This is a genomic window from Leptothermofonsia sp. ETS-13 (genome assembly GCF_049200465.1).
Classification (GTDB): Bacteria; Cyanobacteriota; Cyanobacteriia; order Leptolyngbyales; family Leptolyngbyaceae; genus Leptothermofonsia.
The window spans coordinates 16,647-42,397 of sequence record NZ_CP120836.1 but is presented as its reverse complement, the minus strand read 5'-3'; the positions used below and the strand labels follow the sequence as shown (position 1 = coordinate 42,397).

General features: G+C 50.3%; 22 protein-coding genes and 1 pseudogene. 8 read left to right on the top strand and 15 right to left on the bottom strand.

Features of this window, described 5'->3' with window-relative positions; all coding sequences use genetic code 11:
- Positions 1 to 396 precede the first annotated feature (396 nt).
- The 3 genes from P4D80_RS00205 to acpP all read right to left on the bottom strand — a co-directional run bounded on the left by P4D80_RS00205 (position 397) and on the right by acpP (position 4,155).
- A complete protein-coding gene (locus P4D80_RS00205) occupies positions 397 to 2,310 on the bottom strand; it encodes a transketolase C-terminal domain-containing protein (RefSeq protein WP_421656855.1) in 1,914 nt (637 codons plus the stop codon).
- A gap of 210 nt (positions 2,311 to 2,520) precedes the next feature.
- Positions 2,521 to 3,774: a beta-ketoacyl-ACP synthase II gene (gene fabF, locus P4D80_RS00200; RefSeq protein ID WP_421656854.1), complete on the bottom strand. Its 1,254-nt coding sequence runs from the start codon at positions 3,772 to 3,774 to the stop codon at positions 2,521 to 2,523.
- Between the two features lie 129 nt (positions 3,775 to 3,903).
- The gene (acpP, locus tag P4D80_RS00195) at positions 3,904 to 4,155 is read right to left on the bottom strand and encodes an acyl carrier protein (RefSeq protein ID WP_421656853.1); all 252 of its coding nucleotides are present in this window, start codon (positions 4,153 to 4,155) and stop codon (positions 3,904 to 3,906) included.
- A 254-nt stretch (positions 4,156 to 4,409) separates the two neighbouring features.
- Between acpP and P4D80_RS00190 the strand changes: the two genes are divergently transcribed.
- On the top strand, positions 4,410 to 5,315 hold the full coding sequence (locus P4D80_RS00190; protein WP_421656852.1) for a CoB--CoM heterodisulfide reductase iron-sulfur subunit B family protein: 906 nt from the start codon (positions 4,410 to 4,412) through the stop codon (positions 5,313 to 5,315).
- Positions 5,316 to 5,935: 620 nt separating this feature from the next.
- Positions 5,936 to 6,238 (top strand): RNA recognition motif domain-containing protein, encoded by a 303-nt coding sequence (locus P4D80_RS00185; RefSeq protein ID WP_421656851.1) that lies wholly within the window; start codon positions 5,936 to 5,938, stop codon positions 6,236 to 6,238.
- Positions 6,239 to 6,329: 91 nt separating this feature from the next.
- Here the strand turns inward: P4D80_RS00185 and P4D80_RS00180 are convergent, their stop codons facing one another.
- The 4 genes from P4D80_RS00180 to P4D80_RS00165 form a co-directional block, all read right to left on the bottom strand.
- Positions 6,330 to 7,154, bottom strand: a complete 825-nt coding sequence (locus P4D80_RS00180; protein ID WP_421656850.1) for an ABC transporter permease — start codon at positions 7,152 to 7,154, stop codon at positions 6,330 to 6,332.
- A 327-nt stretch (positions 7,155 to 7,481) separates the two neighbouring features.
- Positions 7,482 to 8,372 carry an ABC transporter permease gene (locus P4D80_RS00175; protein WP_421656849.1) on the bottom strand — a complete coding sequence of 297 codons (891 nt, stop codon included), beginning with the start codon at positions 8,370 to 8,372 and terminating at the stop codon, positions 7,482 to 7,484.
- A gap of 5 nt (positions 8,373 to 8,377) precedes the next feature.
- A complete protein-coding gene (locus P4D80_RS00170) occupies positions 8,378 to 9,502 on the bottom strand; it encodes an ABC transporter substrate-binding protein (RefSeq protein ID WP_421656848.1) in 1,125 nt (374 codons plus the stop codon).
- Between the two features lie 230 nt (positions 9,503 to 9,732).
- Positions 9,733 to 10,857 carry an ABC transporter ATP-binding protein gene (locus tag P4D80_RS00165; protein WP_421656847.1) on the bottom strand — a complete coding sequence of 375 codons (1,125 nt, stop codon included), beginning with the start codon at positions 10,855 to 10,857 and terminating at the stop codon, positions 9,733 to 9,735.
- Positions 10,858 to 11,186: 329 nt separating this feature from the next.
- Here P4D80_RS00165 and mrdA point away from each other — a divergent pair, with 329 nt between their 5' ends.
- Complete coding sequence (gene mrdA / locus P4D80_RS00160; RefSeq protein ID WP_421656846.1) at positions 11,187 to 13,004, top strand: penicillin-binding protein 2; 1,818 nt, start codon at positions 11,187 to 11,189, stop codon at positions 13,002 to 13,004.
- A gap of 233 nt (positions 13,005 to 13,237) precedes the next feature.
- Here the strand turns inward: mrdA and P4D80_RS00155 are convergent, their stop codons facing one another.
- Positions 13,238 to 13,690, bottom strand: a complete 453-nt coding sequence (locus P4D80_RS00155) for a DUF2358 domain-containing protein (RefSeq protein WP_421656845.1) — start codon at positions 13,688 to 13,690, stop codon at positions 13,238 to 13,240.
- A 135-nt stretch (positions 13,691 to 13,825) separates the two neighbouring features.
- Here P4D80_RS00155 and P4D80_RS00150 point away from each other — a divergent pair, with 135 nt between their 5' ends.
- A complete protein-coding gene (locus P4D80_RS00150; RefSeq protein WP_421656844.1) occupies positions 13,826 to 14,776 on the top strand; it encodes an ABC transporter ATP-binding protein in 951 nt (316 codons plus the stop codon).
- A gap of 82 nt (positions 14,777 to 14,858) precedes the next feature.
- A complete protein-coding gene (locus P4D80_RS00145) occupies positions 14,859 to 15,632 on the top strand; it encodes an ABC transporter permease (RefSeq protein ID WP_421656843.1) in 774 nt (257 codons plus the stop codon).
- On the opposite strand, the gene P4D80_RS00140 is transcribed toward P4D80_RS00145, so the two are convergent.
- Positions 15,629 to 16,657 carry a M23 family metallopeptidase gene (locus tag P4D80_RS00140; protein ID WP_421656842.1) on the bottom strand — a complete coding sequence of 343 codons (1,029 nt, stop codon included), beginning with the start codon at positions 16,655 to 16,657 and terminating at the stop codon, positions 15,629 to 15,631. The two genes, P4D80_RS00145 and P4D80_RS00140, sit on opposite strands and share 4 nt — an antisense overlap.
- Before the next feature lie 69 nt (positions 16,658 to 16,726).
- Positions 16,727 to 18,874, bottom strand: a complete 2,148-nt coding sequence (locus P4D80_RS00135; RefSeq protein WP_421656841.1) for a TolC family protein — start codon at positions 18,872 to 18,874, stop codon at positions 16,727 to 16,729.
- Between the two features lie 1,262 nt (positions 18,875 to 20,136).
- Between P4D80_RS00135 and P4D80_RS00130 the strand changes: the two genes are divergently transcribed.
- Positions 20,137 to 20,922: a peptidoglycan-binding protein gene (locus P4D80_RS00130; RefSeq protein ID WP_421656840.1), complete on the top strand. Its 786-nt coding sequence runs from the start codon at positions 20,137 to 20,139 to the stop codon at positions 20,920 to 20,922.
- Between the two features lie 198 nt (positions 20,923 to 21,120).
- On the opposite strand, the pseudogene P4D80_RS00125 reads toward P4D80_RS00130, so the two are convergent.
- From P4D80_RS00125 to P4D80_RS00115, 3 genes and pseudogenes are all read right to left on the bottom strand, one after another.
- A pseudogene (locus tag P4D80_RS00125) lies at positions 21,121 to 21,345 on the bottom strand (NfeD family protein); the annotation flags it as partial.
- Positions 21,346 to 21,543: 198 nt separating this feature from the next.
- On the bottom strand, positions 21,544 to 21,990 hold the full coding sequence (locus P4D80_RS00120; RefSeq protein WP_421656839.1) for a hypothetical protein: 447 nt from the start codon (positions 21,988 to 21,990) through the stop codon (positions 21,544 to 21,546).
- A gap of 65 nt (positions 21,991 to 22,055) precedes the next feature.
- Positions 22,056 to 22,193 (bottom strand): hypothetical protein, encoded by a 138-nt coding sequence (locus P4D80_RS00115; protein WP_421656838.1) that lies wholly within the window; start codon positions 22,191 to 22,193, stop codon positions 22,056 to 22,058.
- 52 nt (positions 22,194 to 22,245) lie between these two features.
- On the opposite strand from P4D80_RS00115, the gene P4D80_RS00110 reads away from it, so the two are divergent.
- The gene (locus P4D80_RS00110) at positions 22,246 to 22,602 is read left to right on the top strand and encodes an arsenosugar biosynthesis-associated peroxidase-like protein (protein ID WP_421656837.1); all 357 of its coding nucleotides are present in this window, start codon (positions 22,246 to 22,248) and stop codon (positions 22,600 to 22,602) included.
- A 297-nt stretch (positions 22,603 to 22,899) separates the two neighbouring features.
- Here the strand turns inward: P4D80_RS00110 and P4D80_RS00105 are convergent, their stop codons facing one another.
- Complete coding sequence (locus P4D80_RS00105) at positions 22,900 to 23,295, bottom strand: PPC domain-containing protein (protein WP_421656836.1); 396 nt, start codon at positions 23,293 to 23,295, stop codon at positions 22,900 to 22,902.
- A gap of 209 nt (positions 23,296 to 23,504) precedes the next feature.
- On the opposite strand from P4D80_RS00105, the gene gatA reads away from it, so the two are divergent.
- Positions 23,505 to 25,001, top strand: a complete 1,497-nt coding sequence (gene gatA, locus P4D80_RS00100; protein ID WP_421656835.1) for an Asp-tRNA(Asn)/Glu-tRNA(Gln) amidotransferase subunit GatA — start codon at positions 23,505 to 23,507, stop codon at positions 24,999 to 25,001.
- Positions 25,002 to 25,136: 135 nt separating this feature from the next.
- Here the strand turns inward: gatA and P4D80_RS00095 are convergent, their stop codons facing one another.
- Positions 25,137 to 25,607 (bottom strand): MarR family winged helix-turn-helix transcriptional regulator, encoded by a 471-nt coding sequence (locus P4D80_RS00095; protein WP_421656834.1) that lies wholly within the window; start codon positions 25,605 to 25,607, stop codon positions 25,137 to 25,139.
- Positions 25,608 to 25,751: the final 144 nt, after the last annotated feature.

Genomic DNA, 25,751 nt, shown 5'->3' with positions numbered 1-25,751 from the left:
CGGCCAGGGATGCACTGTGTAAACCCAGGCAATTCGTTTTTGTCCCTGAGACTCCTTGATTTTCATAACAACTTCTAACCCTTCGCGCCACACCTTACGGTGAGGGTAATGCTGAGGCACCTGCTGACGCTTGAGATAAATTTGCCCTCGTTCCTAGCCCTTCTCCCCATGGGGCTTATATATACAGTAGCCCTTTGAGAGAGGCTAGGGTGAGGGTGAAAGGAGTTCATACCCAAATTTAGCAATGCCGTGGTAAGGACGTTCTGTAGAGCATCCCTACGGATCGCACAGTCCTTAATCCACTTAAGGAATGCAAATTTGATGAGGTGGGGTGTATCAGGCAAAGCCGTAACGCACCAAAAGCTTACAGATGGTGCGTTACATTGCACTAACGCTCTAAGTGGCCAGTTCTTTCACTTTCTTCATGATGCCAGCCGGATCAATGCCCTGGTGAGGGTACTGTTCCCAGAGTCCACCGCAGCCTTCTTCATGGGTACCCAGGTAGGCAAACCTGGGAGTATAACCCCGCTCCAGGAGCCAGGAACCAAAACGGCTGCCCAAACCCGTCTTGCGGTTAAAGCACTCAACGACAACCACAAAGGAGGCCTTGCCTAGTTTCGCCATCATCGCTTCATCTACCACATTCAAAGTTGGTTTATTGATCAAGCCAACATTGATGCCTTCTTGCTTTAAGCGTTCTACTGCATCCAGAGCGCGGTACAGGGCATCACCAAAGCTGACGATATAGCCTGCGGTCCCTTCGCGCACCACTTCATCTTTGCCTGGAACGAAGGTGTAACCCTCGCCGAACATTTCACTGCGATCATGGTTGAGGATAATCGGTGTCTTGGAACGGGTGGAAAAGATGAAACGCAGTCCTGGATCAAAGAATACGGCCTCCACAACTGCTTTCATCTGGTTGGCGTCTGCTGGGAAGTAGAGTTTGGTATCGTAGCCATCATCTAAGCCGTTGTCGGCAAAGAAGTTATTTAAGCCAAAGTGGCAGGTGTTGTCTGCCATATCGTCGATGCCGGAGTGGGAGAAATGGCAGAGGAGGTTGGAGTAGTTCAACCGCGCCATTGTGATTTCGGAAATGCACATCTCCAGAAATGCAGCAAAGGTAGCGAAGATGCCCTGTTTCCCTTTTTCCATACCAAACCCGGCAGCAGCAGAGAGGTTACCCCGCTCCATAATTCCGGAGGGGATAAAGATTTCGGGATGAGCGTCGTGAATCTTCTTCAAGCCACAGGAGCCTTCCAGGTCACTGTCAATGACCATTACTTTGGCTTTCCGTTCTTCTTCGCTCATCCGATCCAGCATGGCATTGACGGCATCACCAAACACGTTCCGGTTGGAATCCCATTTTTCACTCACGCCTAGAAACACATAATCTTGTTTGGGTTTTTGAATATTGTTGAGATATTCGACGGCTGCAGTATGGCCGCGCTGCTCCAGATATTGCAGCGCCAGTTTAACTGAAATCACGTCATGCCCGTGATTAGAACCTTCTAACCCATCAATGCCAGGGCACATGGGACGCTTGTTGATGACGGCAATCGGCCCCGGAGTATTAATCGCTTCAATGATGCGGACATATAGATCATCCAGGTCTTCTCCATCCCCCTGCAATACTTTGACTCCATGACCTTCCAGGGTTTTTGCTACGCTGAAGCCGGGCAGGTATCTGGAGGGGTGGCCGGCGATCGTCACATCGTTGTCGTCAATAATCAGCTTCACGTTGAGATGTTGGGCCACTGCCAGACGAGCCGCTTCAGCGTCGTTCCCTTCTTGCTGAGAGCCATCTGACCCCAGACAGAATACGGTTTTTCCAGGATTGGCCATGGCAACGCCATTGACGTAAGGCCACATGTGTCCGAGGCGACCGGAACTGAATTGAACACCAGGGGTCAAGCCCAATTCGGGATGTCCAGGTAGCTTGGAATGGGCGAGCCGATAGTTCATTAACTGTTCAGGAGGTAGGTCGCCGCGTAGTGCCGCCATCAGGTATTGGGTGCCAACGCGATGCCCCGCTTCGTCAAAGAAAATGGGGACGAATTGATCTGGTGCGCTCCGGAAAAGGGCATCCAGGATCATGACCTCTGGGACGGTGTCGTAGGGGCCGCCGGTATGACCACCAACGCCGTGCGCTGCTCCTGTTGCAGTGAAGAAGACGATCGCATCCCGACAAAGCTGAATATTGAATTTCAATGCCTCCCGCTGTTCGGCGGAGAGGGTAGGACTATTAGGATTGAGTGCTACAAGTTTGTAAGCACTGAGGTCAATTGGGAAGCGAGCTATCGGAGTGGTCATAAGCATGTTGTCCTGTGTGGAGCAAGGTTTGGGCAGCTAACACCAATGGCGCGTAGCGAATGCTATAAGTTGACAAAATACGGTTATAAGCGAGACAAAAGGGCCCGTCTGTATCAGGCCTTTTAGTAAAAAAAGTAAAGCGCTTAACTCGTTGCTCTGCAATAGAGTTAAACGCTTTACAGCTTACCATTTTGGGTTCCGGATTGCCGACTATGGCCGATACTTCCTGAAAGCCAGAGTCACGTTATGTCCTCCAAAACCGAAGGAGTTGGATAGGGCTACTTCAACGGGCATTTCTCGGCTGTGATTGGGCACGTAGTCGAGGTCACATTCTGGGTCAGGATTTTCCAGATTAATGGTAGGGGGTACTTGATCGCGGGCGATCGCCATTACCGTTGCCACCGCTTCAATCCCGCCCGAACCACCCAGGAGGTGGCCAGTCATCGATTTTGTGGAGCTGACTGCAATTTTGTAAGCGTGTTCTCCAATTGCTTTTTTGATGGCAGTTGTTTCTGTGGGGTCATTGGCTGGGGTACTGGTGCCATGGGCGTTGATATAGCTGACCTGGTCAGGGGTCAGGTTGCCATCCTTTAGCGCCAGAGAAATCGCCCGTGCTGCCCCTTCTCCACCGGGAACAGGTGAAGTCATGTGATAGGCATCACAGGTCATCCCATAGCCCACAATTTCAGCATAGATACGGGCCCCCCGTGCTAAGGCATGTTCCAATTCTTCAATCAAGAGAATGCCACACCCTTCCCCTAACACGAAGCCATCACGGTCCTTGTCAAACGGTCGGCTAGCATGGGCAGGATCCTCATTACGAACAGACATGGCTCGACAGGCCGCAAATCCGGCAACCGAAAGGGGAGTTACCGCAGCTTCTGTTCCACCGCAGATCATAGCCTGGGCGTAGCCTTGCTGAACCAGACGAAATGCATCCCCAATCGCATTAGAACCCGCCGCGCAGGCTGTTACAGAACAGGAGTTGGGACCCTTTGCGCCAGTGTGAATTGCCGTGAGACCAGCCGCCATATTTGCAATCATCATAGGAATCATAAAGGGGCTACACCGATCAGGGCCTTTAGTCAGGTAAATTTCCTGCTGATCTTCCAGCACCTTTAAGCCACCAATTCCCGTACCAATCAATACCCCTATCTGCTCTGCATTCAGGTCGTTGATGACAAATTGGGCATCGGTGATCGCTTGCTGACTAGCAGAAATCGCAAACTGGGCAAATCGATCCATACGCTTGGCATCCTTCCTATCTAGATAGGCATAAGGGTCGAACCCCTTCACCTCTCCGGCAATTCGGCAATCATGCCGGGATGCATCAAATAGCGTAATCGGGCCGATGCCATTGCGCCCACTCATTAGTCCTTCCCAGTATTCAGTCAGGGTGTTCCCAATGGGTGTAATTGCGCCTAGTCCTGTAACAACGACACGCTTACGGTCAACACTGGTCATGGCTTCAACGTCACTTGGTAGGAAATAGTGATGAGTGATGAGTTAAAAGTGAGTGTTAAGGAATGGGAATTGTTCGTCATCCCCAACCTCTTTCCACTCAAAACTCTTAACTCAAAACTCAGAATTCAATTATGCAGAGGCGGTAACTTTGTTACTGATATAGTCTACCGCTGCTTGAACAGTCGCAATTTCCTCAGCGGCTTCGTCTGGAATTTCAATTTGAAACTCATCTTCCAGAGCCATAACCAGCTCCACTGTATCCAGGGAATCTGCTCCCAGGTCATTAGCAAAACTTGCCTGGGGCGTTACTTCACTGGTCTCAACCCCCAGTTGCTCAGCTACAATCTTTTGAACTTTTTCGAAAATCTCTGTGTCGGTCATAAACTTCCTCAATGGGCGTAGCGGCAAGACTATGTATTTAAACATTCGCTCCAGTGCCTATGCCCATCCAGAACCATAAGGACTCATTCAGGGGCACAAGCAACTTGAGCATTTTCTCATCTTATCTGAAAGCGCGATCGCCCGAATCAGAGATGGTCGCTTTCCAAACTGGTGGGGAAATAAAGGAATGCTAACGGTTTGAACGAAGTTCTACACTGGGAATTACTTCCAACTTCCTACTCCCTAACCTCACCATGCCATCTTCAACACTCAGATACGCTTATTTTCCCGGCTGTGTCGCACAGGGAGCCTGCCGGGAACTATATCAATCAACTCAGGCTCTGAGCCAAGCCCTTGGAATTGAGCTGATTGAGTTAAAGAAAGCTTCTTGCTGTGGTTCCGGTACGTTTAAGGAAGACTCCCAGCTACTAGAAGACACGGTGAACGCTCGCAATATTGCTTTAGCAGAAGAATTGAATCTGCCACTACTGACCCATTGCAGCACTTGCCAGGGGGTGATTGGGCGAGTCGATGAGCGGCTCAAAGACCAACAGGGATCCAATCCAGTTTATATTGAGCAAGTCAACGATTTGCTCAAGAAGGAAAGCTGCTCCCCCTACCGGGGAACCACTGAAGTCCGGCATTTGCTCTGGGCACTGGTGGGAGACTACGGCCTGGAAGCCCTTGCAAAGCAGGTAACTCGTAAGCTCGCTGGGCTTAAGTGTGCCGCTTTTTACGGCTGCTATCTGCTGCGGGCCCAATCCCACATTCCCTTTGATGACCCTTACAATCCCCAGTCGATGGAGAATGTAGTTCGGGCGGTTGGGGCGACGCCTGTTTACTACCGGGGGCGGACTCAGTGTTGTGGCTGGCCGCTTTCCAGCTATGCAACAGAGCAGGCGTTTACGATGGCGGGGATGCATATTCGAGAAGCGATCGCCCAGGGAGCAGACTGTATTGTTACGCCCTGCCCCCTTTGCCATCTAAACCTGGATTCACGCCAGCCCGAAGTCGAAAAAGTGATTGGGCAAAAGCTCAACCTGCCAATTTTGCATCTGTCTCAACTGGTTGCTCTAGCGTTAGGCGTTAGTCCTCAAATATTGGGGCTCAATCGCCATATCGTTTCTACACGTCCGGTACTTGAGAAGTTAGGGTTGTAGGAGATTTCTAAGAAAAAATTTATTCCTGTACGGGCGAACGACATCCTTCTCGGATAGACAGGCTTTTACGAGTTGCCAGCCCGGGCGACAGCTTTGAATGCCAGGTAACCAATGCTATAGCGATAGCACCAGGTAGGACGAGGTGCAGGGGTGGAACCCCTGGCTGGGGGCGCACGCAGCCCCCACACTCCCTTAAAACCAAGTTCCTAAGCAACCTGGCAAAGGCTATAAAAGTCAATCTCGTGCTGCTAGAGTGACTATCAAAGACAAACAGGGATAATGTGGACATCGTTAGAACTGAAATCATTATTAATTAATAAATAAATCATTATTGATTAATAAATCTTTACTTTGCTTTACTTTACTGTCGCTTTGCCGCCTATCCCCCCTGCTCTCTGAATCCGCATTTCTTTCCTCATTATCGCTTTGCCCCCTATCCCCCCCTCCTGGTTTTCACCTCCCTGGCAATGCTGAATTATGTTTCTAAATAGCGTTTGCAGAACTTGATCCTGTGTTAACGTAAAAATCGAGTATTTGATTCGGTTGCGTTGTTTGTGAAATATTCAACAGGCTTCTCTCCGGATTTAAATCTCTAAACTGTGCAATTTCCGGAGATCTCCATGTCAATTTATGTAGGTAACCTTTCCTACGCCGTTACCCAGGACGAACTATCTGCTATTTTTGCTGAATATGGAACCGTTAAACGGGTCCAGTTGCCTACGGACCGTGAAACCGGTCGCCCACGTGGCTTTGGCTTTGTGGAAATGTCAACTGATGACGAGGAAGCGGCTGCCATTGAAGCTCTAGATGGTGCTGAATGGATGGGTCGTGACCTAAAGGTCAACAAAGCTAGACCCCGTGAGGAGCGTAAACCCGGTGGTAGCTTTGGAGGTAACGCCAGAGGCTACTCTCGCCGCTACTAATCTTTGAGACATTAAATTCTTGACTTTGGAGCAATCAAAATCCGCGTGGATTGGATTTTTGTATTCAAGGTCAAGAGTTTATTTTTCTAAGCTATTTTGTTCGCTTCTGTTCACTGCGGAAGCGAATTTGTTCTGAAATGGAGAATACAATTCCCGTCGCCAGAATCAAAACGACGCTGAGAGCATTGATATCTGGCTTCACGCCTGTACGAATGCGGCTGAAGATTTCCATCGGTAGGGTGGTAACCCCTCCTCCAGCTGTGAAGCTGGCAATTAAGAAGTCGTCCAGGCTTAATACAAACGCCAACAGGCATCCTGAAAGGATGGCCGGTGCAAGTTCTGGTAGTAAAACCTGAACGAATGCTTGAGTTGGAGTGGCTCCCAGATCCAGAGCGGCCTCTTCTAAATGGGGATTGAGGTCAGTGAGGCGTGTGGAAACCACCCAGGCGATATAAGACAAACAGAAGACAACATGGGCTGCAACTACAGTCCACAGGCTGAGTTGAATGACTCCGCCTGTAAGGGGAATAGCGATCGCTGCCAGGAAAACCAGTGTAGACACCGCCATTGCAATATCCGGCACGATTAATGGTAGATAGGCAACTCCCTGGTAAATCCCCCTGCCCGGAAAACGGTAGCGAGCCAGACCCACCGCCATTAACGTCCCAATCACCGCCGAAATCACCACTGCCAGCACTGCGACCTGCAAACTAGTCGCCAGGGCTATGAGAATCCGACTGTCATTAAAAAATTTGATGTACCATTTCAACGTAAACCCTTTCCAACCGGCACTGTAGGGCGATTGGTTAAAGCTATAAAACGCCAGGACGGCGATTGGCAGATACATAAACCCAAACATCAGTAGGGAAAAGGCAGCCTGCCAGGAAAAGGGGGACTTGGGTTTGGGGTTGATCATAGGGAAGTTGTTAGTTGTTATAGCTGTCGCCAGTTTACTTAGGACACTGGGTTTAGAAGGTGTGGGGGCTGCGCCCCTAGCCGGGGGTTCCACCCCTGTAACCCGTCCTAACCTAAGCCTGGTGGCTACGGCTGTAGTTGTTAGACCAGTGAGGGATGAAGGGGTGGGTTAAGTAAGAGAATGATAGGATGAAGGTTAGTTGTTAATTATGTAAGGTGTGAGGTAAAAACTCAAAAATTATCTGCCCATCCACTCCATTACTCTGTCATCCATCCACTCATCCACCCTCCCACTCCCTCACTTCTCTAACTCTCTGCACTCTTTCCCCTACCCCCGGAGAGAGGAGTCGCCGTAACGGATTTGTAGTGCGATCGCCACACTCACAATCAAAATCAATATCATACTGAGTGCCGAGCCAAAGCCCCAGTTTTGGGTCGCTCCCAGGAATTGGTTATAGATTAGTCGGGCGATAGTCATGCTGGAGGCACCACCTAGCAGTTCTGGGTTGACAAAATCACCCATGCAGGCAATAAAGACCAGCAGTGAGCCTGCTGCGATTCCACTCTTCGCCTGAGGGATGGTCACTTTCCAGAAAGCTTGCGGGGGAGTGGCCCCTAAATCTGCGGCAGCCTCTAGAAGCCGCCTGTCCAGCTTTTCCAGGGAGGCGTAAAGAATCAGCACCATATAGGGCAAAAGGCTGTAGGTCATGCCAATCAGGACGGCAGGTTCGCGGTTGAGAATATCCAGGGGAGGAAGCCCAATCGCTTTCAGCAAGCTGTTGATGACCCCAGTCGGGCGTAGAATAGTAATCCAGGCATAGGAGCGCAGCAGGGAAGAAGTCCAGAGTGGCAGCACAAAGCCCAGCAGTACCAGATTTTTCCAGCGTTTGGGTACCATCAGGGCAATCCAATAGGCGACGGGGAACCCCATCAGCAGGCAGAGAGCCGTCGAACTAATGGAAAAGAAGAGCGATCGCCACAGGACTGGCAAATAGTCAGGTTGAAAGATCCTGAAGTAATTGTCTAAGCCAGAAGGATTAACCACTTGCCCCGGTCGAATTCCCGGCACCAGACTGAGCTGAAAAATCAGCAGCGTGGGGATGACCAGCATCAAACTTAACCAGATACCTGCTGGAGCCAGCATCACAAGCGGCTCCAGCCATTTAGGGGGAGTGGCGACGCTTGTTTCGGCGCGATTAGCGAGGGGAGGATTGCTCATAGTCCTTAGCTGCTCGTGAGTTTTGTCCAGTACTGGTCGTATAACTCAGTGGCTTCTGGGGGCACTGGAATAATCCGTTCGCAGATTTCAATAATCTCATTGGGTGGAAACAAGCTTTTGTCATCGCGAAGTGGAGCAGGAAGCTGGTCGTAAGCCGCTTGGTTGGGGGTCGCGAAATATAAGCGCTCTGTGACATCAACGGCGATCGCCGGTTGCAGCATAAAATTGATCCAGGCATAGGCTGCATCCGGATTGGGAGAGGTTTTGGGAATCACCATAGTATCGCTCCAGAGGGAAGTACCACTCTTCGGTACTGTGTACTTCAAGTTCAGGCTGGGATTCTCCTTGATCAATCGCACTGCATCTGCAGAGTAAACCATGGCTAGGTAAAGGTCTCCTGCTAGCAAGCGTTCCCTCCAGGCATCCGTTGTAAAAGTGGTAATCGCAGGCTTAAGCTCCACCAGCTTTTCGTAAGCCTGCTTGATTCTATCGGGACTGGTGGTGTTATAGGAGTGACCCAGGGATTTCAACGTTGCACCCATCACCTCCCGCACATCGTCAAGCAGTGTAATCCGGCGAGCGAGTTTGTCTTGGTTGTCCCACAGATAGCTCCAGTCTTCTGGGCCAGGGTTTAATATATTGGCATCATACAGCAATCCAGTTGTTCCCCAGCTAATTGGGATACTGTGACGATTGCCAGGGTCATATACCGGGTCTTGAAACTTCGGCAAAATATTATCCAGCCCAATCAGACGTGAATGGTCCAGTTCACTTAAAAAGCCCTTCTCAATCATCTCCGCCACCTTGTAGTCAGAAGGGTAGATGACGCTATAAATTGCTCCCTTGCCAGCCTGAAACGATGCCAGCATGGTTTCGTTGGAATTAAAGATATCTGGAATAACGCGAATTCCTGTCAGCGTTTCAAAGTTGTCGAGTAAAAGGTCATCTACATAGCTTGACCAGGTATAGATATGTAATTCATCCTTATTTCCGCGCGGCTGGGTCGCGGGCCTCACTTCAGCTAATGTCCAGCCACAGCCAGACAGCCCAAAACCCATCAGAGCTGCACTAGACGCCCACAAAAATCGACGACGGGTGAGAGGAGTAGAAAAGGGGATGATTGAGAGCACGGGAGGAGAGGGAGAAAAAGGAAAAAGAAAAAGGAAGGGAGAAAGAAATCAAGAGACAGGAGACAGGGTGGGGGCTAAGGGGGTAGGGAATAGGAGGTAGGTGTCAGGTGTCAGGATTCCGAAGGGGAAAGGGAAAGGGGGAAACCCAACAACTAACAACTGACCTTCACCCATCCATCCATCTACGCATTTCCCCTCACCCTTCACTAACTAACAATTAACAACTTCCCTTAGGTAGGAATTGCAATGCAGTCATCAAATGCCCAATGGACGTAGATTGACGTGTCTGAATCAGGCAGGTTGATAGCATTGGGCTGCATGACGGTGAGGCGATCGCCCGACTCCAGTTCCACCAGGTAATGAACATGGGTGCCCAGATACATCACATTGACTAACCGTCCCTCAAACCCATTGACTTGTTCTCCGGGGGGAGAAAGGCTGACCTGAATTTTCTCTGGACGGATGCTTACAACGACGGAGCCAGAGGAGGGTGTATTTCCCAGTTCAGGTGGCTTTACCTTTAGCTTCAAACCCCGATCAGTTGTGACCCACAACATTGCTGGATGGGCCCCCTCAATCTTGCCGGAAAACAGGTTGGTATCCCCAATGAAGTCGGCAACGAAGGCAGTCAGGGGTTGTTCATAAATTTGGCTGGGGGTGTCAATCTGTTCAACCCTGCCCTGGTTCATCACGGCAATGCGGTCAGACAGGCTCAGAGCTTCTTCCTGGTCGTGAGTTACCATCACAAAAGTCAGGCCCAATTCGCGATGAAGATTGGATAGTTCGACCTGCATCTCTTTACGCAGCTTTAGGTCCAGTGCCCCCAAGGGTTCATCCAGCAGTACCACCGCGGGTCGATTCACCAGAGCTCGTGCGAGAGCAACCCGCTGCTGTTGCCCCCCCGAAAGCTGGGCTGGAAACCGATTGGCAAACGCCTCCATCTTGACCAGTTTGAGAGCTTCTTTCACCCGATCTTCAATTTCTGCCCGACCTCGCTTCTTAAGACGAAGCCCGAAGGCAATATTCTCTCGAACTGTTAAATGACCGAACAGAGCGTAGCTTTGAAACACCGTATTCACCGGGCGGCGGTAAGGGGGCACCTGGGTCATTAACTGCTGCTGGATCAAAACTTCTCCAGCCGATGGAGTTTCAAACCCGGCAATCAACCGGAGTGTGGTGGTTTTACCGCAACCAGAGGGACCGAGGATACTGAAGAACTCTCCCCGCCGGATACTCAGATCGACCCCACGGACAGCGGCTTCGCCATCATAGACCTTAAACACTTTTCGTAACTCAACATCAAACCCGGTGTCGGCTGCCATGGCACGCTGATTCTGGGCGGCTGTTTGAGACATAATGGCGATTCCCTAAGCGAACTCAATCAGCTTCATCGATCTTCTGCTATCGATCTTCTGCTAGAGTGACTGTTTGGACATGTGGTTTATTGTATCCACCTGGCACTCGTCGGTAAGCGATTTGAGCAAACGTTAGATTTAGACAATGAGATTCAGACTGGCAGATGCTTCCCTGATTACTTGAGATGAGTCCAATTTTCCAGAATGGAATGAAGCCGTATCTTGGATATTAGGGTGCCCAATCTACTAATTAAAAAGATTACCCTTCAATCTGAACAAAACGTCTCTTTTGATCTCGAACTGGAAGAATTTCGTCGGTTTTCGAATCTATGACCCTAACTCAGCCTGCTTCCAATGCCCCTCAAAAAACCGCTCGCACTGTTGGGCGGGGGTATCAGTCGGTTGCCCTGATGCTGCTCATCTCTCTGGTGATGCTGGGGGGCATTTGTAGTCGGTTGGCGTATTTACAGTTGGTGGAGGGCGATCGCAACCGCCAGCTGGCAGACAACAACCGCATTCGCCTGATTCCAAAGCAGCCAGAGCGGGGCACAATTCGCGATCGGAAGGGAAAGGTTCTGGCAGTTAGCCGACTGTCCCATTCTGTTTATCTCTGGCCCCTGGCCCAGAAAAAAGCGGAATGGAATCAGACGTTCAAGCGGCTGGCCCAACTTCTGAAGATTCCTGAAAGTTACCTTCAGAAGCGGATTGAGCAAGCAGGCTATAACTCTCCTTACCTGATTCGTGTCATGCGCAGCATCAGCCCGGCTCAGGTGACGGCTTTGTCTGAATATGCCAGCGAGCTGGAAGGCGTACAGGTGGAGCCGGAAGCCGTTCGCTATTACCCTAATGGTGACCTGGCTGCTCATGTGTTGGGGTATACGGGAGAAATGAGCGATCAGGATTTGGAGCGCTACAAGGCGAAGGGGTATCGCCTGGGCGATGTGATTGGGCAGATGGGAATTGAAGCGGCCTATGAAGATTTGCTACGCGGTGAATGGGGCGGCCAACAGGTTGAAGTAGACGGCATGGGTCAGGTGGTACGGGTTTTAGGCAGGAAGCAAACCCAGGCCGGAAAGAGCATCAACATGACGCTGGATCTGGATGTTCAGAAGGCAGCAGAGGCGGCTCTGGGCGATCGCAAAGGGGCGATTGTGGCGATCGACCCCAACAATGGTGCGGTATTGGCAATGGTCAGCCGTCCGGCCTTCGACCCTAATCTCTTTTCTGGGCGAATTAGTGATGCCCAGTGGAAGCGGTTACAAAGTGAAGATCATCCCTTTGTTAACCGGTCCCTTCAAGGATTTCCCCCCGCCAGCACCTTTAAGATTGTGACCACCACTGCCGCGCTGGAGTCAGGTAAGTTCAGCCCAGACACGGTTTTGCAAACCTATCCTTCCTTAACTATTGGTGGCATTGAGTTTGGTGACTGGAACCGGGCAGGCTTCGGTCCGCTCAACTTTGTGGGAGCACTAGCTTGGAGTAGTGATACTTTCTTCTACCAGGTTGCAATGGGGATAGGCGACAAAACATTGATTCAATGGACTCGTCGCTTTGGATTTGGTCGCAAAACGGGAATTGAACTCTCTTCAGAGGAGTCTCCCGGCCTAGTACCAGATGATGCCTGGAAACGTAAAGAAGTCGGGGAAGGCTGGTTCTTGGGTGACACAGTTAACATGTCAATTGGGCAGGGCTTTTTACAAACCTCGCCGCTTCAGGTTGCAGTCATGTTTGCAGTTGCTGCCAATGGAGGCTATCTGGTCAAGCCCCACCTGCTGAAGGACAATGAGGATTCTAAAAACTGGCGGGAGCCATTGAACCTGAAACCAGAGACGATCCGAATTCTACAGGAAGGTTTACGGGAAGTTGTCTCAAGTGGTACAGGAACTGCTCTGAATGTACCGAACCTACCTCCTGTTGCAGGTAAGAGCGGCACAGCCGAAGACTTTGGGCGCAAAAGCCATACCTGGTTTGGAGCCTATGCCCCCGCGAATAAACCAGAAATTATTGTCGTAGCTTTTGGCGAGAACTCCGGCGGTGGTGGTGGTTCAGTCGCCGCTCCAATGGTACGCCAAGTGCTGGAAGCTTACTTCCATCCCCACAAAAAACCGACAAAACAAGCGGAAGTTGAACAGGTGTTGACTGACTGAGGAGTGAATGGGTGGATGGGTGGGGGAAGTAAGGAAGCAGGGAAGCAAGGGTTTGTCAAATTTTTTGTGGCAATCCTGGAAAGGGGGTTGAGAGAACCAGGGTTTCGAGGAGTCAGAGTCCCGTTTCCAGAACACGCTCGGAAGCAAGGCGAAGGAGAGCACCTCAAAACTTCCCCCCTCCGCCCTTTCTAACAAATAACAATTAATAGCTGACCTTCTCCCTCTCCCCCTATTCACTCATCCACCCATCTACCCCTCCTCCTTCTCTCTATAAATTGCTTCAAAATCTCCTTAGGCGGGCGATCCCACGTGTCAATGTGCTCATAGATAAGGCCATCAGCATTGAGTTTGTAAATAGAGTAGCCGTTGAAAAAGATTTTGGCTTTCCAGGGAACTCGCAGAGTGCCGCGGACTGTCCAGTTTGCCCGGATTGTGTCTGGGCTGATGGGTTGAACGTTATGTAAGTCGAAGTAGAGTTCGGTGAAAAAGAGTCGCCCGTGGAAGCGCAGCGTCCAGAAAATGATGCGGTAGTTAAACTTGCCTTTAAACTGGTTGACCGGGTCACGAAAGAAAATGTCCTGACTGTAAATGTCGTAGGAAATATCTTTTTGAAAAAGGGTTGGCAGGTCATGGGTTAGGGTAGCGATCGCCTGCTTAACCTGGGCAGCATATTGGTCATTAGTCATCGTTATCTTAGAAAGGGATTGTTAATTAAGTGAAGGATGAAAGATGAGGGAGTGGATGGGTGAATGGGGGGATGGGGGTAGAATCCGTTTACCCCTGTCCCCTGTTGCCTGTTGCCTCGTCTGTAAGTGACTCTTATGATCATCTTAGAAGCCTGCCATCTGCAAAAGTCTTACACTGAAAAGGGGGGTGGTGTGACTGCGGTGAAGGATGTTTCCCTCCAGATTATGGCAGGGGAAGTATTGGCGTTTTTGGGTCCAAACGGGGCAGGAAAAACGACCACCATCAAAATGATTGCAGGACTGATTCAGCCTGATGCAGGTTGGGTAAGGATTGTTGATCGCGATCCCCACAAAAACCCGGAGACACTACGGCTGTTGGGAGCCGTTTTGGAAGGCAATCGAAACGTATACTGGCGGTTAACACCCGCGGAAAACTTAGAATATTTTGGGATACTGCGGGGAATGAATCAACGGGCAGCTCGACTGCGGGCGCGGGAGCTATTAGAACGGTTCAATCTGATGGATAAGCACCGGAGTCTGGTTCAGTCTCTCTCGCGGGGAATGCAGCAGAAGTTGGCGATCGCAGTGGCTATGATGCACCAACCACCGCTGCTGTTGCTGGACGAACCTACCCTGGGTCTGGATGTAGAAGCCACCGAAGACGTGAAACGGCTCATCCGAGAAATTGCCCGTGAAGGCTGCGCAATTTTGCTCACAACTCACCAGTTGGCGATCGCTGAAGAACTCTCTGACCGGGTTGCCATTATCAACAATGGAGCGATCATCGCTGAAGAACCAACCACCGAACTCATCCGTCGGTTCTCTGGTAGTGCTTACCGGATAGAGGCTGAAGCCCCGATCAACCCGGAACGGTTGCACAAAATCGCCGCTCTCGGTGCCGACGTGCAAAGCGATCGCACGATTCACATCGGTGAACCTGAATTGTTTTACCAGGTATTAGAAATACTCAAGCCCCTGCCCTTGCTGCAAATTCAAAAGGACCAGGCGAATTTAACCGATGTATTTCTCAAACTGGTGCGGGGTGAAGGGGTGGATGGGGCGATGGGTGGGGGAGTGATGGAGTAAAGAAACCTCACCCAATCCCCCGTTACCCGATCCCTCCGTTACCCTATCACCCCTCATCCCTCACTTTCCCTGCCCCCCTACAATGCTCAAACTCTTCCTGGCTGAACTCAAACGTGAATGGACTTTGCTGCGGCGTTATGCCACAGAAATGGTGGCTGGCGTTGTAGGGATTACAATCGCGTTCTACGGGTTGTTTCTGACAACCAAATATGTGGCAGGTCCCATTCCTCAATTTGGCGATCGCCTGGATTCAATCGTGGTTGGCTACGTGCTCTGGTCGCTGGTTGTGTTTATCGTGAGCAGTATCGCAGGCGGCTTACAACAAGAGGCATTTACGGGCACACTGGAGCAAATTTTTCTGACGCCCTATGGGGCTTCGCGGGTGTTTATCACGCGAGCGATCGCCAATTTAGCAATTCAGCTTCTCCAAAATATTGGCATTCTGCTCATCATCATGGTGTTAACAGGGACTCGGTTGTCCTTTCCACCATCTCTGGTTCTGCCCCTGTTGGCGGTTCTGCTGGGTGCCTATGGAATGGCTCTGGCAGTTGGTTCCCTTGCGCTCCTGTTGAAACGGGTACAACAGCTATTGGGTTTTTTGCCATTTGGGCTGGTGGTACTGTTGATGGTGCCCGTTGATAGCTGGACGGGGCCATTGCAACTGCTAGGCGTTGTGCTACCCATGACGCCAGGAGCTGAGATGCTACGAAACCTGATGGCAAGGGGAGGAACATTTAGCGGAGGCGAGTTTGCGATCGCCCTGCTCAATGGCATGGCGTACCTGACACTGGGGATATGGCTCTTTCACACAGCCGAACGAGTCGCAAAACGCCGTGGCAAACTGGGCGGGTACTAAGACTGTTCCTGCAAATTCACATCCATCGTTGCCGACAAATCCAGTTCCAGGGTATTGGCTGTCTCGGAAGCGGAGGGCAATTGGGCAACTCCCATCGTCTTCATCAACTGTGCCAGAGCATACTCTAACTGTTCTCCGGCGTCCAGAGCCACCCAGCCTTCAGGGGTTTGTTGATGAAACTCGAAGTGGAGATGGGGGCCAGTAGACAGTCCAGTATTGCCCACTCGTCCAATGACAACACCCTGCGGCACCCATTCGCCAGGCTTCACAAAAAGCTCTGACAGGTGACCATACAGGGTTTGCTGCGATCCTTTGTTATGCTCCAGCAAAACGGTCAAACCGTAGCCCTCTAGAAAATCGGCAAGGGCTACCCGACCCGCGTAGGCAGCCAGTACGGGTGTACCAATGGGCGCACCAATATCAGTCCCGGAGTGGAACCGCTGTTCTCCCGTAATTGGATGAAATCGCCAACCGAATAGGGATGTAATAGGGGCAGGAATAGATAGGGGAAAAATGAGGCGAATATTACCATTTCCCAATCGCCCCGGCGGTCTTATGGTTCGTCGATAATAGTCTTTTACGGAAGGAGTTGTCCCAAAGCTCAAGCCGTAGCTGTTTACGGTCAACGGTCCTACCTGCACGGTACTGGGCGCACTGGGAAGTCGCACCGCTGTTCGTGGTTGGTCACTACTGCGTTGAGTCGCTCCAATATTGTATTGGGTGGAATCAATATAACTCTCATCCAGTTCAATGGGTGAGGCGGAAACATCCGGAACCGGATCGATAGGAATCTCCGAGGAAACACCTTCTGAGATAGAGGGAGAAACCTCAGGGACGGAAGAAGGGCCTACTAGAATGGGAGCTGGGTCTGCGGTTGCTTCCATCGCTGGTTCCGTGGCTTCCTGGGTTCGGGCAACACCGCCACTTAAAACGGCCAGCACACTGAGAAGGCCCACCCCCCGAAACAGGAGCGATTTTTGAAGGACTTGCGGCAAGAAATGGGTGGATCGGGTTTTCAAAGTCATTGGCGAACCTCGTGTCCTGATGAGCCAAAAAGAGTCGGGTACGTAAAGTGGAGGGTTGACGGAAGGAGGTCAGGGAGTGGGACTGGGTGTACCGTTTGAAGGGGCAGTTGGTTGACCCGGAGAAGTCCCTGAACCCTCAGCGGGTGGTGGGCTGTCAGAGGCCGGACCTGTACCATTCGGCACACCGATGGGAGAGGGGCTGGTGCCATTGGGAGTGACAGTACCCGGCTGAGGCGCAATTGTACCTGGACTCAGGGTGGGTGAAGCTGGGGCCGGGACGGGAGAGGGGGTTCGGGAGCCGGTAGGAATGGGTAAGTTGGTCACTGCTCGCTGAAGGGAAGCCAGCGATCGGTTGTATCCCAGGATAGCGCTGACCAGGTTGCCCTGGGCATTTGTTAGGTCAGTTTCCGCATTGATCACATCAGTCTGGGTACCTACCCCTGCCTGAAATCGCAGCCGTGCCAGCCTGAGCGCTTCCGTGGCCTGGTCTACTGCGGCCCTTGCCGTGGTGATGTTGGAGCGATTGGCTAGCAGGTTAGAGTAAGCCTGCTCTACCTGGAAGCGCACCTGGTTACGGGCGTTGGCAAAATTGGTTTCTGCGATCGCAATATTCGCCTCCTGCTGATTTGCACTGGCTCTAGCCGCCCCCCCATCAAACAGTCGCCAGCGAATTCCAGCCTGGACTGCATACCCTGTTGCCGGACCCAACGTATCGCCAAAGGGATCCGTAATTTGATACTGGGCAGAGACATTCAACGTCGGTCCCAGGGCAGACAATGCCTCCCGCTTTCGCTGTTCCGCCAGTTCTCGCTGGGCAAGCTGCTGCTCCAGTTCAGCCCGGTTTCTAAAAGCCAGCACAATACTATCCTCCAGGGACAGGTTCCACTCCCCTGCCGCATCCACCGGGTCTGCTGCTGCCAGGTCAATGGCTGGTGAAATATTGAGAATTTGAGCCAGTTGACGGCGGTTAACCTGTTGCTGAGAAATGGCATTCGTGAGCTGCTGTTGCGAATTGGCCAATTGCACCTGAGCCCGCAGCACATCAAACCGGGTACCAATTCCAGCCCTTTCCAGTGCCTGGGCATCGCGCAAACTGATCTGAGAGTTTCGTACAGCCGCCCTGCCGATACTAACATTCGCATCTGCCTGCTGCAAATCGTAGTAGGCGTTGGTCACATCCAGGCGCAGTTGCTCCCGCTCGATCTCAACCTGCAATTGATCAGAACGAACCTGTTGAGCCGCCGCTCGAATTCGAGCCGAACGTGCCCCAGAAGTAAAAATGTCGTAACTGAGTGTTGCTGCACCAGTAAACCCCCGACTGATCGCACCATCCGAAGATGGAATACCCAATTCTTCCGCTGCCCTATTCCTGAGCCGTATATCGGCCGACAGAGACCGGGCAACATTGGCTTGAAGGTCAATGGTTGGATACAGAGCTGCCTGGGCCTGGCGCAAACCGGCTTGGCTGCGCTCAAGCTGAAGCTTGGCGGTTTGGTAGCCGAGGTTGTTGCGCTCCGCCAGTTCCAACGCCTGCTGCAGGGTAATGGGCTGAATTCCTCGCAATCTAACATCTTCTCCCCTGGTTGGAAAGGCGAGGGGATTGGGTTCAGGATTGAGATATTCCGGTGCAGCACCTGCTTTGGCAGGACCAATGGGTCTTGCGACAGGTTCTATCACTGGCTCAGCAATGGAGGGTAAACCCGGAGTTGACGGTTGGCTGGGCTGAAGCAATGGAGCCGCATTCGTTTGAGCCTTTTTAATCGGTGGAGCAGAACTGGAAGTGGGCTTACCGTTCCCAGTTCTTTGCTTGTCTGGGGTTTTTACTCCTGCTGGCGAAGTATTTTGAGCTACTTTAGCCAATTGGGGAAAGGTTGGAGCTGTTTGGGGCGCCCTTCGTTTTGCTGGGATTAAAGTGTAGCTGGCCGCAGATACTATTCTCTGACCTACTTTGCGGTTCTCAGTGGAATCTGTGGAATTTGTGGAATTGTTTATAAAATCAAATTCGCCGATGTTAAGTGAGACATTCTGCCCTAGCTTGCTGCTTGCATTGGGAACGGATCGCAACCAGCGCTTAGGCATGGATGTTTTCTGGGTTTGATTGACTTTATCTGGATTCTGGGATTTGTTGGGCGCTGGTTCGGCGAGACCCAAGGTCATATTGCCGAAGGCTACAAACACTCCCACACCAACGAGAAGTAACCGAAAGGAAAATCGCATAACCGTTTCGCTTTTGGACAATCCAGAGGCTTGCTTTTAGCAATATATCTAATGACCTTATGAAGGATACTGGTTTCTACCCTAGCTTGGCAAAAAATTTTTAAGCCAGGTTTTAATCTATTTAGTTTGTATACTAAATAAGCGCATCCCACTTGCAGCAGACAGACGATAAACAGACGGCTACTATTGCAGTTTGCTTACTTTTGCATCCTGGAGAGCCCAAATAAGTTAGAAAAATATCGTAGTAAATGGATAACGACTACGGTGCCCAAAAAGTTCTGTATTCGAGTCACCTCTGGTTGGATGAGTTTGACTAACTTTTATTGATCGCCCATGCCTCTGCAAGATTTTACCGACAGCTATCAGGATTCAATTCATCTATCTGGTTCACCTGAATGGGTGATTTCAGGTGAGATCGCACCATGGCTAAAAAAATTGAAAACCCAATCAGTAAATCAGTATATATAGCAGTCTTAAATCATTTGTGAGATTGAGAGACTTTGTGAGAAGGAGTTCCGCAGGAACTTCTTCTCACACTCCAAATAGGATTGCTATATTTCATTGGTTCATTTCTAATAGAGCCATTGAATAGGTTCCAATCTTGATATCTGATTACTTACATACTTACAACAGTCAAAAGTTATAAATTCAAGAAAATGAACAGAAATCTAAGGAAAAAAATAGAGGATACGCAGTGTGCATCAGCGATCGCACCGCCCCTATCTATAGCGCTCCTGAATTATTCCTGAAAAGGAGGAGTCGTGAAAGGCTTTCCCTGGTGGGAAAGCCTTTCACAATCCGGTATATCATGCCAGTGTTTAAAGAAGCAGGAATGGAAGTTTTCTTTGTTGATTAAGGGGAAATGCGATCGAAACAAGCCTTAAACATCATAAAATAAAAATCCCAGACATCAATGACTAAAAAAATAGCTTCTCAGGCTTCTCAAAATTCTCTCAGTGTGATAGTTTGTGAGAACAATATAGTACTTGCGTATCCAGGCTCATCGTGGAGTTTTGGGGGAGTTTGCTAGCACCGCGAGTAACCTCGAATTTCACTGCAATTCGCCGTCTATAAAGGTGGCATTTCTAACAGTGATGTTGTTTATTTCGCATCACTGTCAATTTAGATTGCAGATTGCAGGCAAAGTTTCTATTTGTCTATTACCAGGATTCTAGATCGCTATCTTGGCATCTTGAAGGTTTTGGTTATTAGACAACTTTGCTATTAGCCTGTGCAGGTTAAAAAAAACAAGTGAGGGAATCATGGAGACATTAGCCTTTATTCACGTTGCTGTTCACTACGAGGATCCCACACCTGATCCTGAAGTGATGGCATTCGAAAATCTGTCAGTTTCGCCCACTGTTCTGATGGGCATAGCAGGAACTGCTGTTGCTGCATCCGTTTTAACAGGAGCCCCCGATCAGGCAATGGCTGCAACCGCCCCTATCGGTCCTGGCAACTCCGGTGCTGAGGTTCAGGCCATTCAGGAAGCCCTTGGGATAGAAGCCACAGGTGAGTATGATGCCAAAACCGAAGCCGCTGTAACCGATTTCCAAATCCGCCAGGATTTGAAGATGATCGATGGTATTGTCGGACAGGAAACAGCCAAAGCACTGGGTCTGGATGAAAAATACCGTCCGATTGGCTATGTTTCTACTTGCAGCGGCTGTGGTCTAAACATTCGTAGTGGTCCTGGGTTAGGGTATTACATCATCGGCGGTGCTCCCGATGGTGCTTACCTGTACCAGGATTATGAGACGGTTGTCTACAACGACGGTTACACCTGGACTCCTCTTTATGATGGTGGCTGGGTCGCTTCTGATTACACCTACGAGGGGTACTACCCTGTTAGCTACAATGGTGGCTACTATGACTGCGGCTACTACGGCAATTGCGGTGGCTACGACGATTACTACGAAGACTACTACCCGGTCAGCTATAGCGGTTGCTATGGCGGTGGCTGTTACAGCCCCACTTATTACCATGGCGGCTGCTACAGACCTACAGCCTATTACTATTATGGCCGCTGTGGAAGTTGTTACTACTAAGACGACTTCCTGAAAAACAAATGCCCAAGGAGTAGGGTGGGCAAAATGTGCAACCCATCCTACTTCATGCGACTTGAGGCAGGGCTTACGTGATACTAATACGCGATACTAAGTGGTCTGCCAAAACTGTTTTGATGGGTTGAAAACCCTCAGAACACCTGAGAATTGGGTTTTATAGATTTGAGGGATAACTCAAATCTATCCTGACGGGCTACTAGCCCATTTTTTGAGGAACCGGGAACTGCTCCAGATAGCTGGCACAACTATTACAACTATTAAAGTAAGATTTTCACGCTCGATGACGTAAACCTTTTCACCTGGAAGTAAAGTGATTTCCTGGTCACATCGAGCAAACCACCACGAACCCTGGAAACTGACACGTCCACGCTTGTGGGGAATGATTTTTGCAGTCACGATCGCTTCCTGTTCCCGATAGCTTGGGCTTTCATGAGTTTAGTGTTTGCAACACAAGCTACCAGCCAAAATCCGGTCCCACATTCAGCAAGTAGTGAAAATTGCCATCGCCGACGTGTTCCCTGAGAGTGGCAATAATTCGGTCCACATCATCACGGGGACCACTGATATAAAAAGGTTTGCCATTCTTGCCAAACTCAAGCTCGATTAGTTTCTCCGTGGGTTCCCCAGATGAAGCTTGGTTTGCTCAAAATCACGATGGGGCTTTAGACCCAGGCTGGCAGCATAATCTACCGCTCCAAAGATGATAGCCTGAGCCTGTTCTAACGAAATTTCCCGGTAGCCTTGCTCAAAACTGTCATAGGAAAGTTCAACTAAGGATTCATACTTGAAGCGATCGCATTTGCGCGGTCCAAAGGCATCCTTCACCCCCAGACACCAGTAATCCACCAGAGAAGTGCAAACCATGTAGTTATTGCGATCCATCCGGGTCACAAAAATTTCTGCCAGTCCTCCTACCCCATCCTCCAGAACAGAGTCTTTCTTTTTCCCCAACCATCCGGTTTTGGGGCGATCGAAGAAATACCTGGCTGCATTTTCATTAATCAGGCAGCGTTCGAGGGGAGCAAGTTCCCCTGCCTCTAACTGTGCCAAATCAGGCAGCGTTCGAGGGGAGCAAGTTCCCCTGCCTCTAACTGTGCCAGAGTTTCCTGAGATGCCTAAGACTTGATCACAGCAGTCACTTCTGCCGATCGCAGTCCCAACTGGCGAGCGATTTGTTTTGGCGCCAAATTTTGGCTACGGAGCCGAACAATCTCCTGGATTTGTTCTGGAGTCATAGGATTAAGCTCACTCATTGTTCCATAATCCTAATACTTCTGCGATTTTGGAAAAATACGAGGTAGGAGCATGCCTCAACTACAGGAGAAATCCATGGAACCCTATTACAAACCCGAACATCTGCCCCACTTTGGACACATCAGCGAAGGGAACCCCGAACTAGCAGAAAAATTCTTTGCTTACTACCATTCGGTATTTACCGAAGGCGCCCTTTCCAGCCGCGAAAAAGCTCTCATTGCATTGGCCATTTCCCATACCATCCAGTGCCCTTACTGCATTGATGCCTATAGCAAAGAATGCCTCCAACAGGGAGCCGACTTGGAGCAAATGACCGAAGCCGTTCATGTCGCAACAGCCATTCGAGGCGGAGCATCTCTCATTCATGGACTTCAGATGCTGGATCACGTTAAGAAATTGGCGATGTAGGAGGAAGGGGAAAGCCAAGAGTCAGGAGCCAGAAGCAGAATAAGACGCCTTATTAGAACTTAGTGGTTCACCCAAGTAACTTTGCATGGTTGTCTAAACTCGGAAAAACCAATTTAGGAGGTTTTGAAGAATTGCAAACCCTTCAAAATCTGCTTGGCAAACTACTGGTGTTGTAAATATTAAATTTTGCAAAATGGGGTTGGGGACTTCATCCCTGAGCAGAGGTTCCACCCCTGCAATCCCAACAAAACTTTCCTTTTGCTCTACCAGGGAAGGCACGGAGGCATGATTCCTCTCTCACTTTTCCCCTGCTACTGGTTTCAGTAGAGTGACTTTCAGTTTGTAGTTTCCACCTGCCACTTCACCGAATGCTCGTACCCGAATGTAGTAGGTTCCTGTTTTGGTGATCCGGGTAAACAGGAGGGCATTGGTGCTGCCATCGGGACCGTCGTCGTTTTCAGCAACGGTAGAGCCATCTCCTGCGATAAGAGAGACAATCGCATCAAAATTATCTGACGTAAGATCGATCGCCAGTTGGCTGCCTTCTTTCAACTGCAATACATAGTCGCGAGCAAAGCCGCCCTGCCCGGTGGGGATGTCTTTTTCAGTTAGGCGATCAGTGATTGTAGTGCCTGGTTTCAGAGGAATGGGTTTGTAAATCGGATCCTGGGCAATCGCTTTAAGAGGGTTCATGCTTGCTGCAAAGAAGCTGAGGAGGACGAGAATGGAGTAAAACCTTGCAGCAAAAGAATGAGCCATGAACTTAAGATTCTCTGAAAACAACATTCACCAGAGATAAACCTGGCAGTAGTAGATTAGCAAAGAATTCTCCTTAATGGCTTGGGGTTGGCGAGCGACCGTATACTGGAGTCTTGGAGATTGAGTCAGAAAGAGGTTATTGCATGGCATCCATCCGCGAGTTGCACCAACAGCTCATTCAGAAAGAACGCTGTGCCGTTGAAATTGCTCAGGAAGCCCTGGATACCATTCAGAAGCTAGAGCCAAAGCTGCACAGTTTTATCACCGTTACCGCTGAACGGGCGCTAGAGCAAGCGAAACAGGTGGATGCCAGAATTGCGGCAGGCGAAGAGATTGGGCTACTGGCAGGGATTCCCGTTGCAATTAAGGACAATCTCTGTACCCAGGGAATTCGCACCACCTGTGCATCTCACATTTTGGAAAATTTCATTCCACCCTACGAATCCACAGTGACAACGAAACTGGCAGAGGCCGGAACCGTGATGGTAGGTAAGACAAATCTGGATGAGTTTGCAATGGGGGGTTCGACGGAAACCTCGGCTATCCAGCAAACAGCCAATCCCTGGGATCTGAAGCGGGTACCGGGAGGCTCATCGGGGGGTTCAGCGGCAGCGGTTGCTGGTGGAGAATGTGTGGTTTCACTTGGTTCGGATACCGGAGGCTCTATCCGGCAGCCTGCTTCTTTTTGTGGAATTGTGGGTATGAAACCAACCTATGGGCTAGTTTCACGCTATGGATTGGTTGCATTTGCGTCGTCCCTTGACCAGATTGGTCCCTTCGCGCGAACGGTGGAGGATGCAGCCATTCTGCTGGGCGAAATCGCCGGACATGATCCCAAAGATTCCACCAGTTTAAATGTGGAAATTCCTGACTACACCCGCTATCTCGTTCCCGATTTAAAGGGAAAAAAGGTGGGAGTGATTCAGGAAACCTTTGGCGAAGGGCTTGACCCAGAGGTGGAAAAGGCGGTGAGGGGGGCGATCGCCCAACTCAAAGATTTAGGAGCCGAAATTCAAGAAATCTCCTGTCCCCGCTTCCGCTATGGCATTGCAGCCTACTACATCATCGCCCCATCAGAAGCTTCGGCAAACCTTGCCCGTTACGATGGTGTTAAGTACGGGATGCGAATCGAAGATGCCGAAAACCTGATCGACATGTACACTCGCACCCGCGCCCGGGGATTTGGGCCAGAGGTCAAACGCCGAATCATGATTGGCACCTATGCGCTATCAGCAGGCTACTACGATGCCTATTATTTGAAAGCCCAAAAAGTGCGGACGCTGATCAAGCAAGATTTTGAAAAAGCCTTTGAAAAAGTCGATGTGTTGGTCTGCCCCACGGCACCCACTACTGCTTTTAAGGCTGGTGATAAGTCGGCTGATCCACTTAGCATGTATCTGGTTGACCTGATGACAATTCCAGTCAACCTTGCCGGTCTTCCTGGTATGAGCCTCCCCTGCGGTTTTGACTCCAGCGGAATGCCTGTCGGTCTTCAAATCATCGGCAATGTTCTACGGGAAGACCAGGTGTTTCAAGTCGGCTACGCCTATGAGCAGGCAACTGACTGGCACAGGCGATCGCCCAAACTGAAATCGCCCAAACTGAAATCGCCCAAACCGAAATCGCCCAAACTGAAGTAGTTAAGTGAGGAGAGAGGGGTAAGGGAACGGAACTCAGAACTCAAAGCTTAGAACTTCAAACTCATCCACTCTTCCACTCCATCACTCCATTACTCCTCCGCCCCCTGTCCCTACTCCTCACGTCTTTCCTCCTCCTCAAAACAACTCCCGTACCCGCTTTAAGGCGGCGGTGATTTGTTCCATCTCCTCTTCACTCAACTGGTCGAAGCGCTCTTTCAGACGATTGATATGGGTAGGGAACACTTCTTCGAAGACTTTTTCACCTTCGGTCGTCAGTACAATTTTGAAACAGCGACGATTATCAGGGGGCACTTCCCGCCGCACCAGTCCTTTCTGTTCCAGGCGATCAATGATTCCCGTCAGTGTCCCCTTCGTCACCAGTGTCTTTTCGGCAAGCTGGCCCATCATCATTCCCGACGTATTGCCTAACGTGGCGATGACATCAAACTGAGGGCCCGTCAATCCCAGATTCCGAATATTTTCCTCATCAAACGAACAAAACGCCTGATAGGCTCTGGCAAGTTCCCGAATGAGAGGAAGAAATGGCTCTCTGGCAGCCTTCTGAGAAGCTGTTAAATGTTTTTTTGACTCAACTTTTGCTTGCATCCGACTTACCTGTATAGAGCATTACTTGCACAATGATACTACGCGAATAGTACTAGTGCAGACTGTTTTGGCGGCAGAGGTGGTGGAGGAAGTCAGAAGCTAGAAGTCAGGAGTCAGAAGCCAGCAAGGGGAAAGGAGTGAATG

Coding starts and splice junctions, on each gene's coding strand:
- P4D80_RS00165 (WP_421656847.1), bottom strand. CDS start 10,857: ATGTCTCAAACAGCCGCCCAGAATCAGCGTGCCATGGCAGCCGACACC.
- mrdA (WP_421656846.1), top strand. CDS start 11,187: ATGACCCTAACTCAGCCTGCTTCCAATGCCCCTCAAAAAACCGCTCGC.
- P4D80_RS00110 (WP_421656837.1), top strand. CDS start 22,246: ATGCCTCAACTACAGGAGAAATCCATGGAACCCTATTACAAACCCGAA.
- P4D80_RS00205 (WP_421656855.1), bottom strand. CDS start 2,310: ATGACCACTCCGATAGCTCGCTTCCCAATTGACCTCAGTGCTTACAAA.
- P4D80_RS00130 (WP_421656840.1), top strand. CDS start 20,137: ATGGAGACATTAGCCTTTATTCACGTTGCTGTTCACTACGAGGATCCC.
- P4D80_RS00175 (WP_421656849.1), bottom strand. CDS start 8,372: ATGAGCAATCCTCCCCTCGCTAATCGCGCCGAAACAAGCGTCGCCACT.
- gatA (WP_421656835.1), top strand. CDS start 23,505: ATGGCATCCATCCGCGAGTTGCACCAACAGCTCATTCAGAAAGAACGC.
- P4D80_RS00180 (WP_421656850.1), bottom strand. CDS start 7,154: ATGATCAACCCCAAACCCAAGTCCCCCTTTTCCTGGCAGGCTGCCTTT.
- acpP (WP_421656853.1), bottom strand. CDS start 4,155: ATGACCGACACAGAGATTTTCGAAAAAGTTCAAAAGATTGTAGCTGAG.
- P4D80_RS00135 (WP_421656841.1), bottom strand. CDS start 18,874: ATGCGATTTTCCTTTCGGTTACTTCTCGTTGGTGTGGGAGTGTTTGTA.
- P4D80_RS00145 (WP_421656843.1), top strand. CDS start 14,859: ATGCTCAAACTCTTCCTGGCTGAACTCAAACGTGAATGGACTTTGCTG.
- P4D80_RS00185 (WP_421656851.1), top strand. CDS start 5,936: ATGTCAATTTATGTAGGTAACCTTTCCTACGCCGTTACCCAGGACGAA.
- P4D80_RS00095 (WP_421656834.1), bottom strand. CDS start 25,607: ATGCAAGCAAAAGTTGAGTCAAAAAAACATTTAACAGCTTCTCAGAAG.
- fabF (WP_421656854.1), bottom strand. CDS start 3,774: ATGACCAGTGTTGACCGTAAGCGTGTCGTTGTTACAGGACTAGGCGCA.
- P4D80_RS00155 (WP_421656845.1), bottom strand. CDS start 13,690: ATGACTAATGACCAATATGCTGCCCAGGTTAAGCAGGCGATCGCTACC.
- P4D80_RS00150 (WP_421656844.1), top strand. CDS start 13,826: ATGATCATCTTAGAAGCCTGCCATCTGCAAAAGTCTTACACTGAAAAG.
- P4D80_RS00140 (WP_421656842.1), bottom strand. CDS start 16,657: ATGACTTTGAAAACCCGATCCACCCATTTCTTGCCGCAAGTCCTTCAA.
- P4D80_RS00105 (WP_421656836.1), bottom strand. CDS start 23,295: ATGAACCCTCTTAAAGCGATTGCCCAGGATCCGATTTACAAACCCATT.
- P4D80_RS00115 (WP_421656838.1), bottom strand. CDS start 22,193: ATGAGTGAGCTTAATCCTATGACTCCAGAACAAATCCAGGAGATTGTT.
- P4D80_RS00190 (WP_421656852.1), top strand. CDS start 4,410: ATGCCATCTTCAACACTCAGATACGCTTATTTTCCCGGCTGTGTCGCA.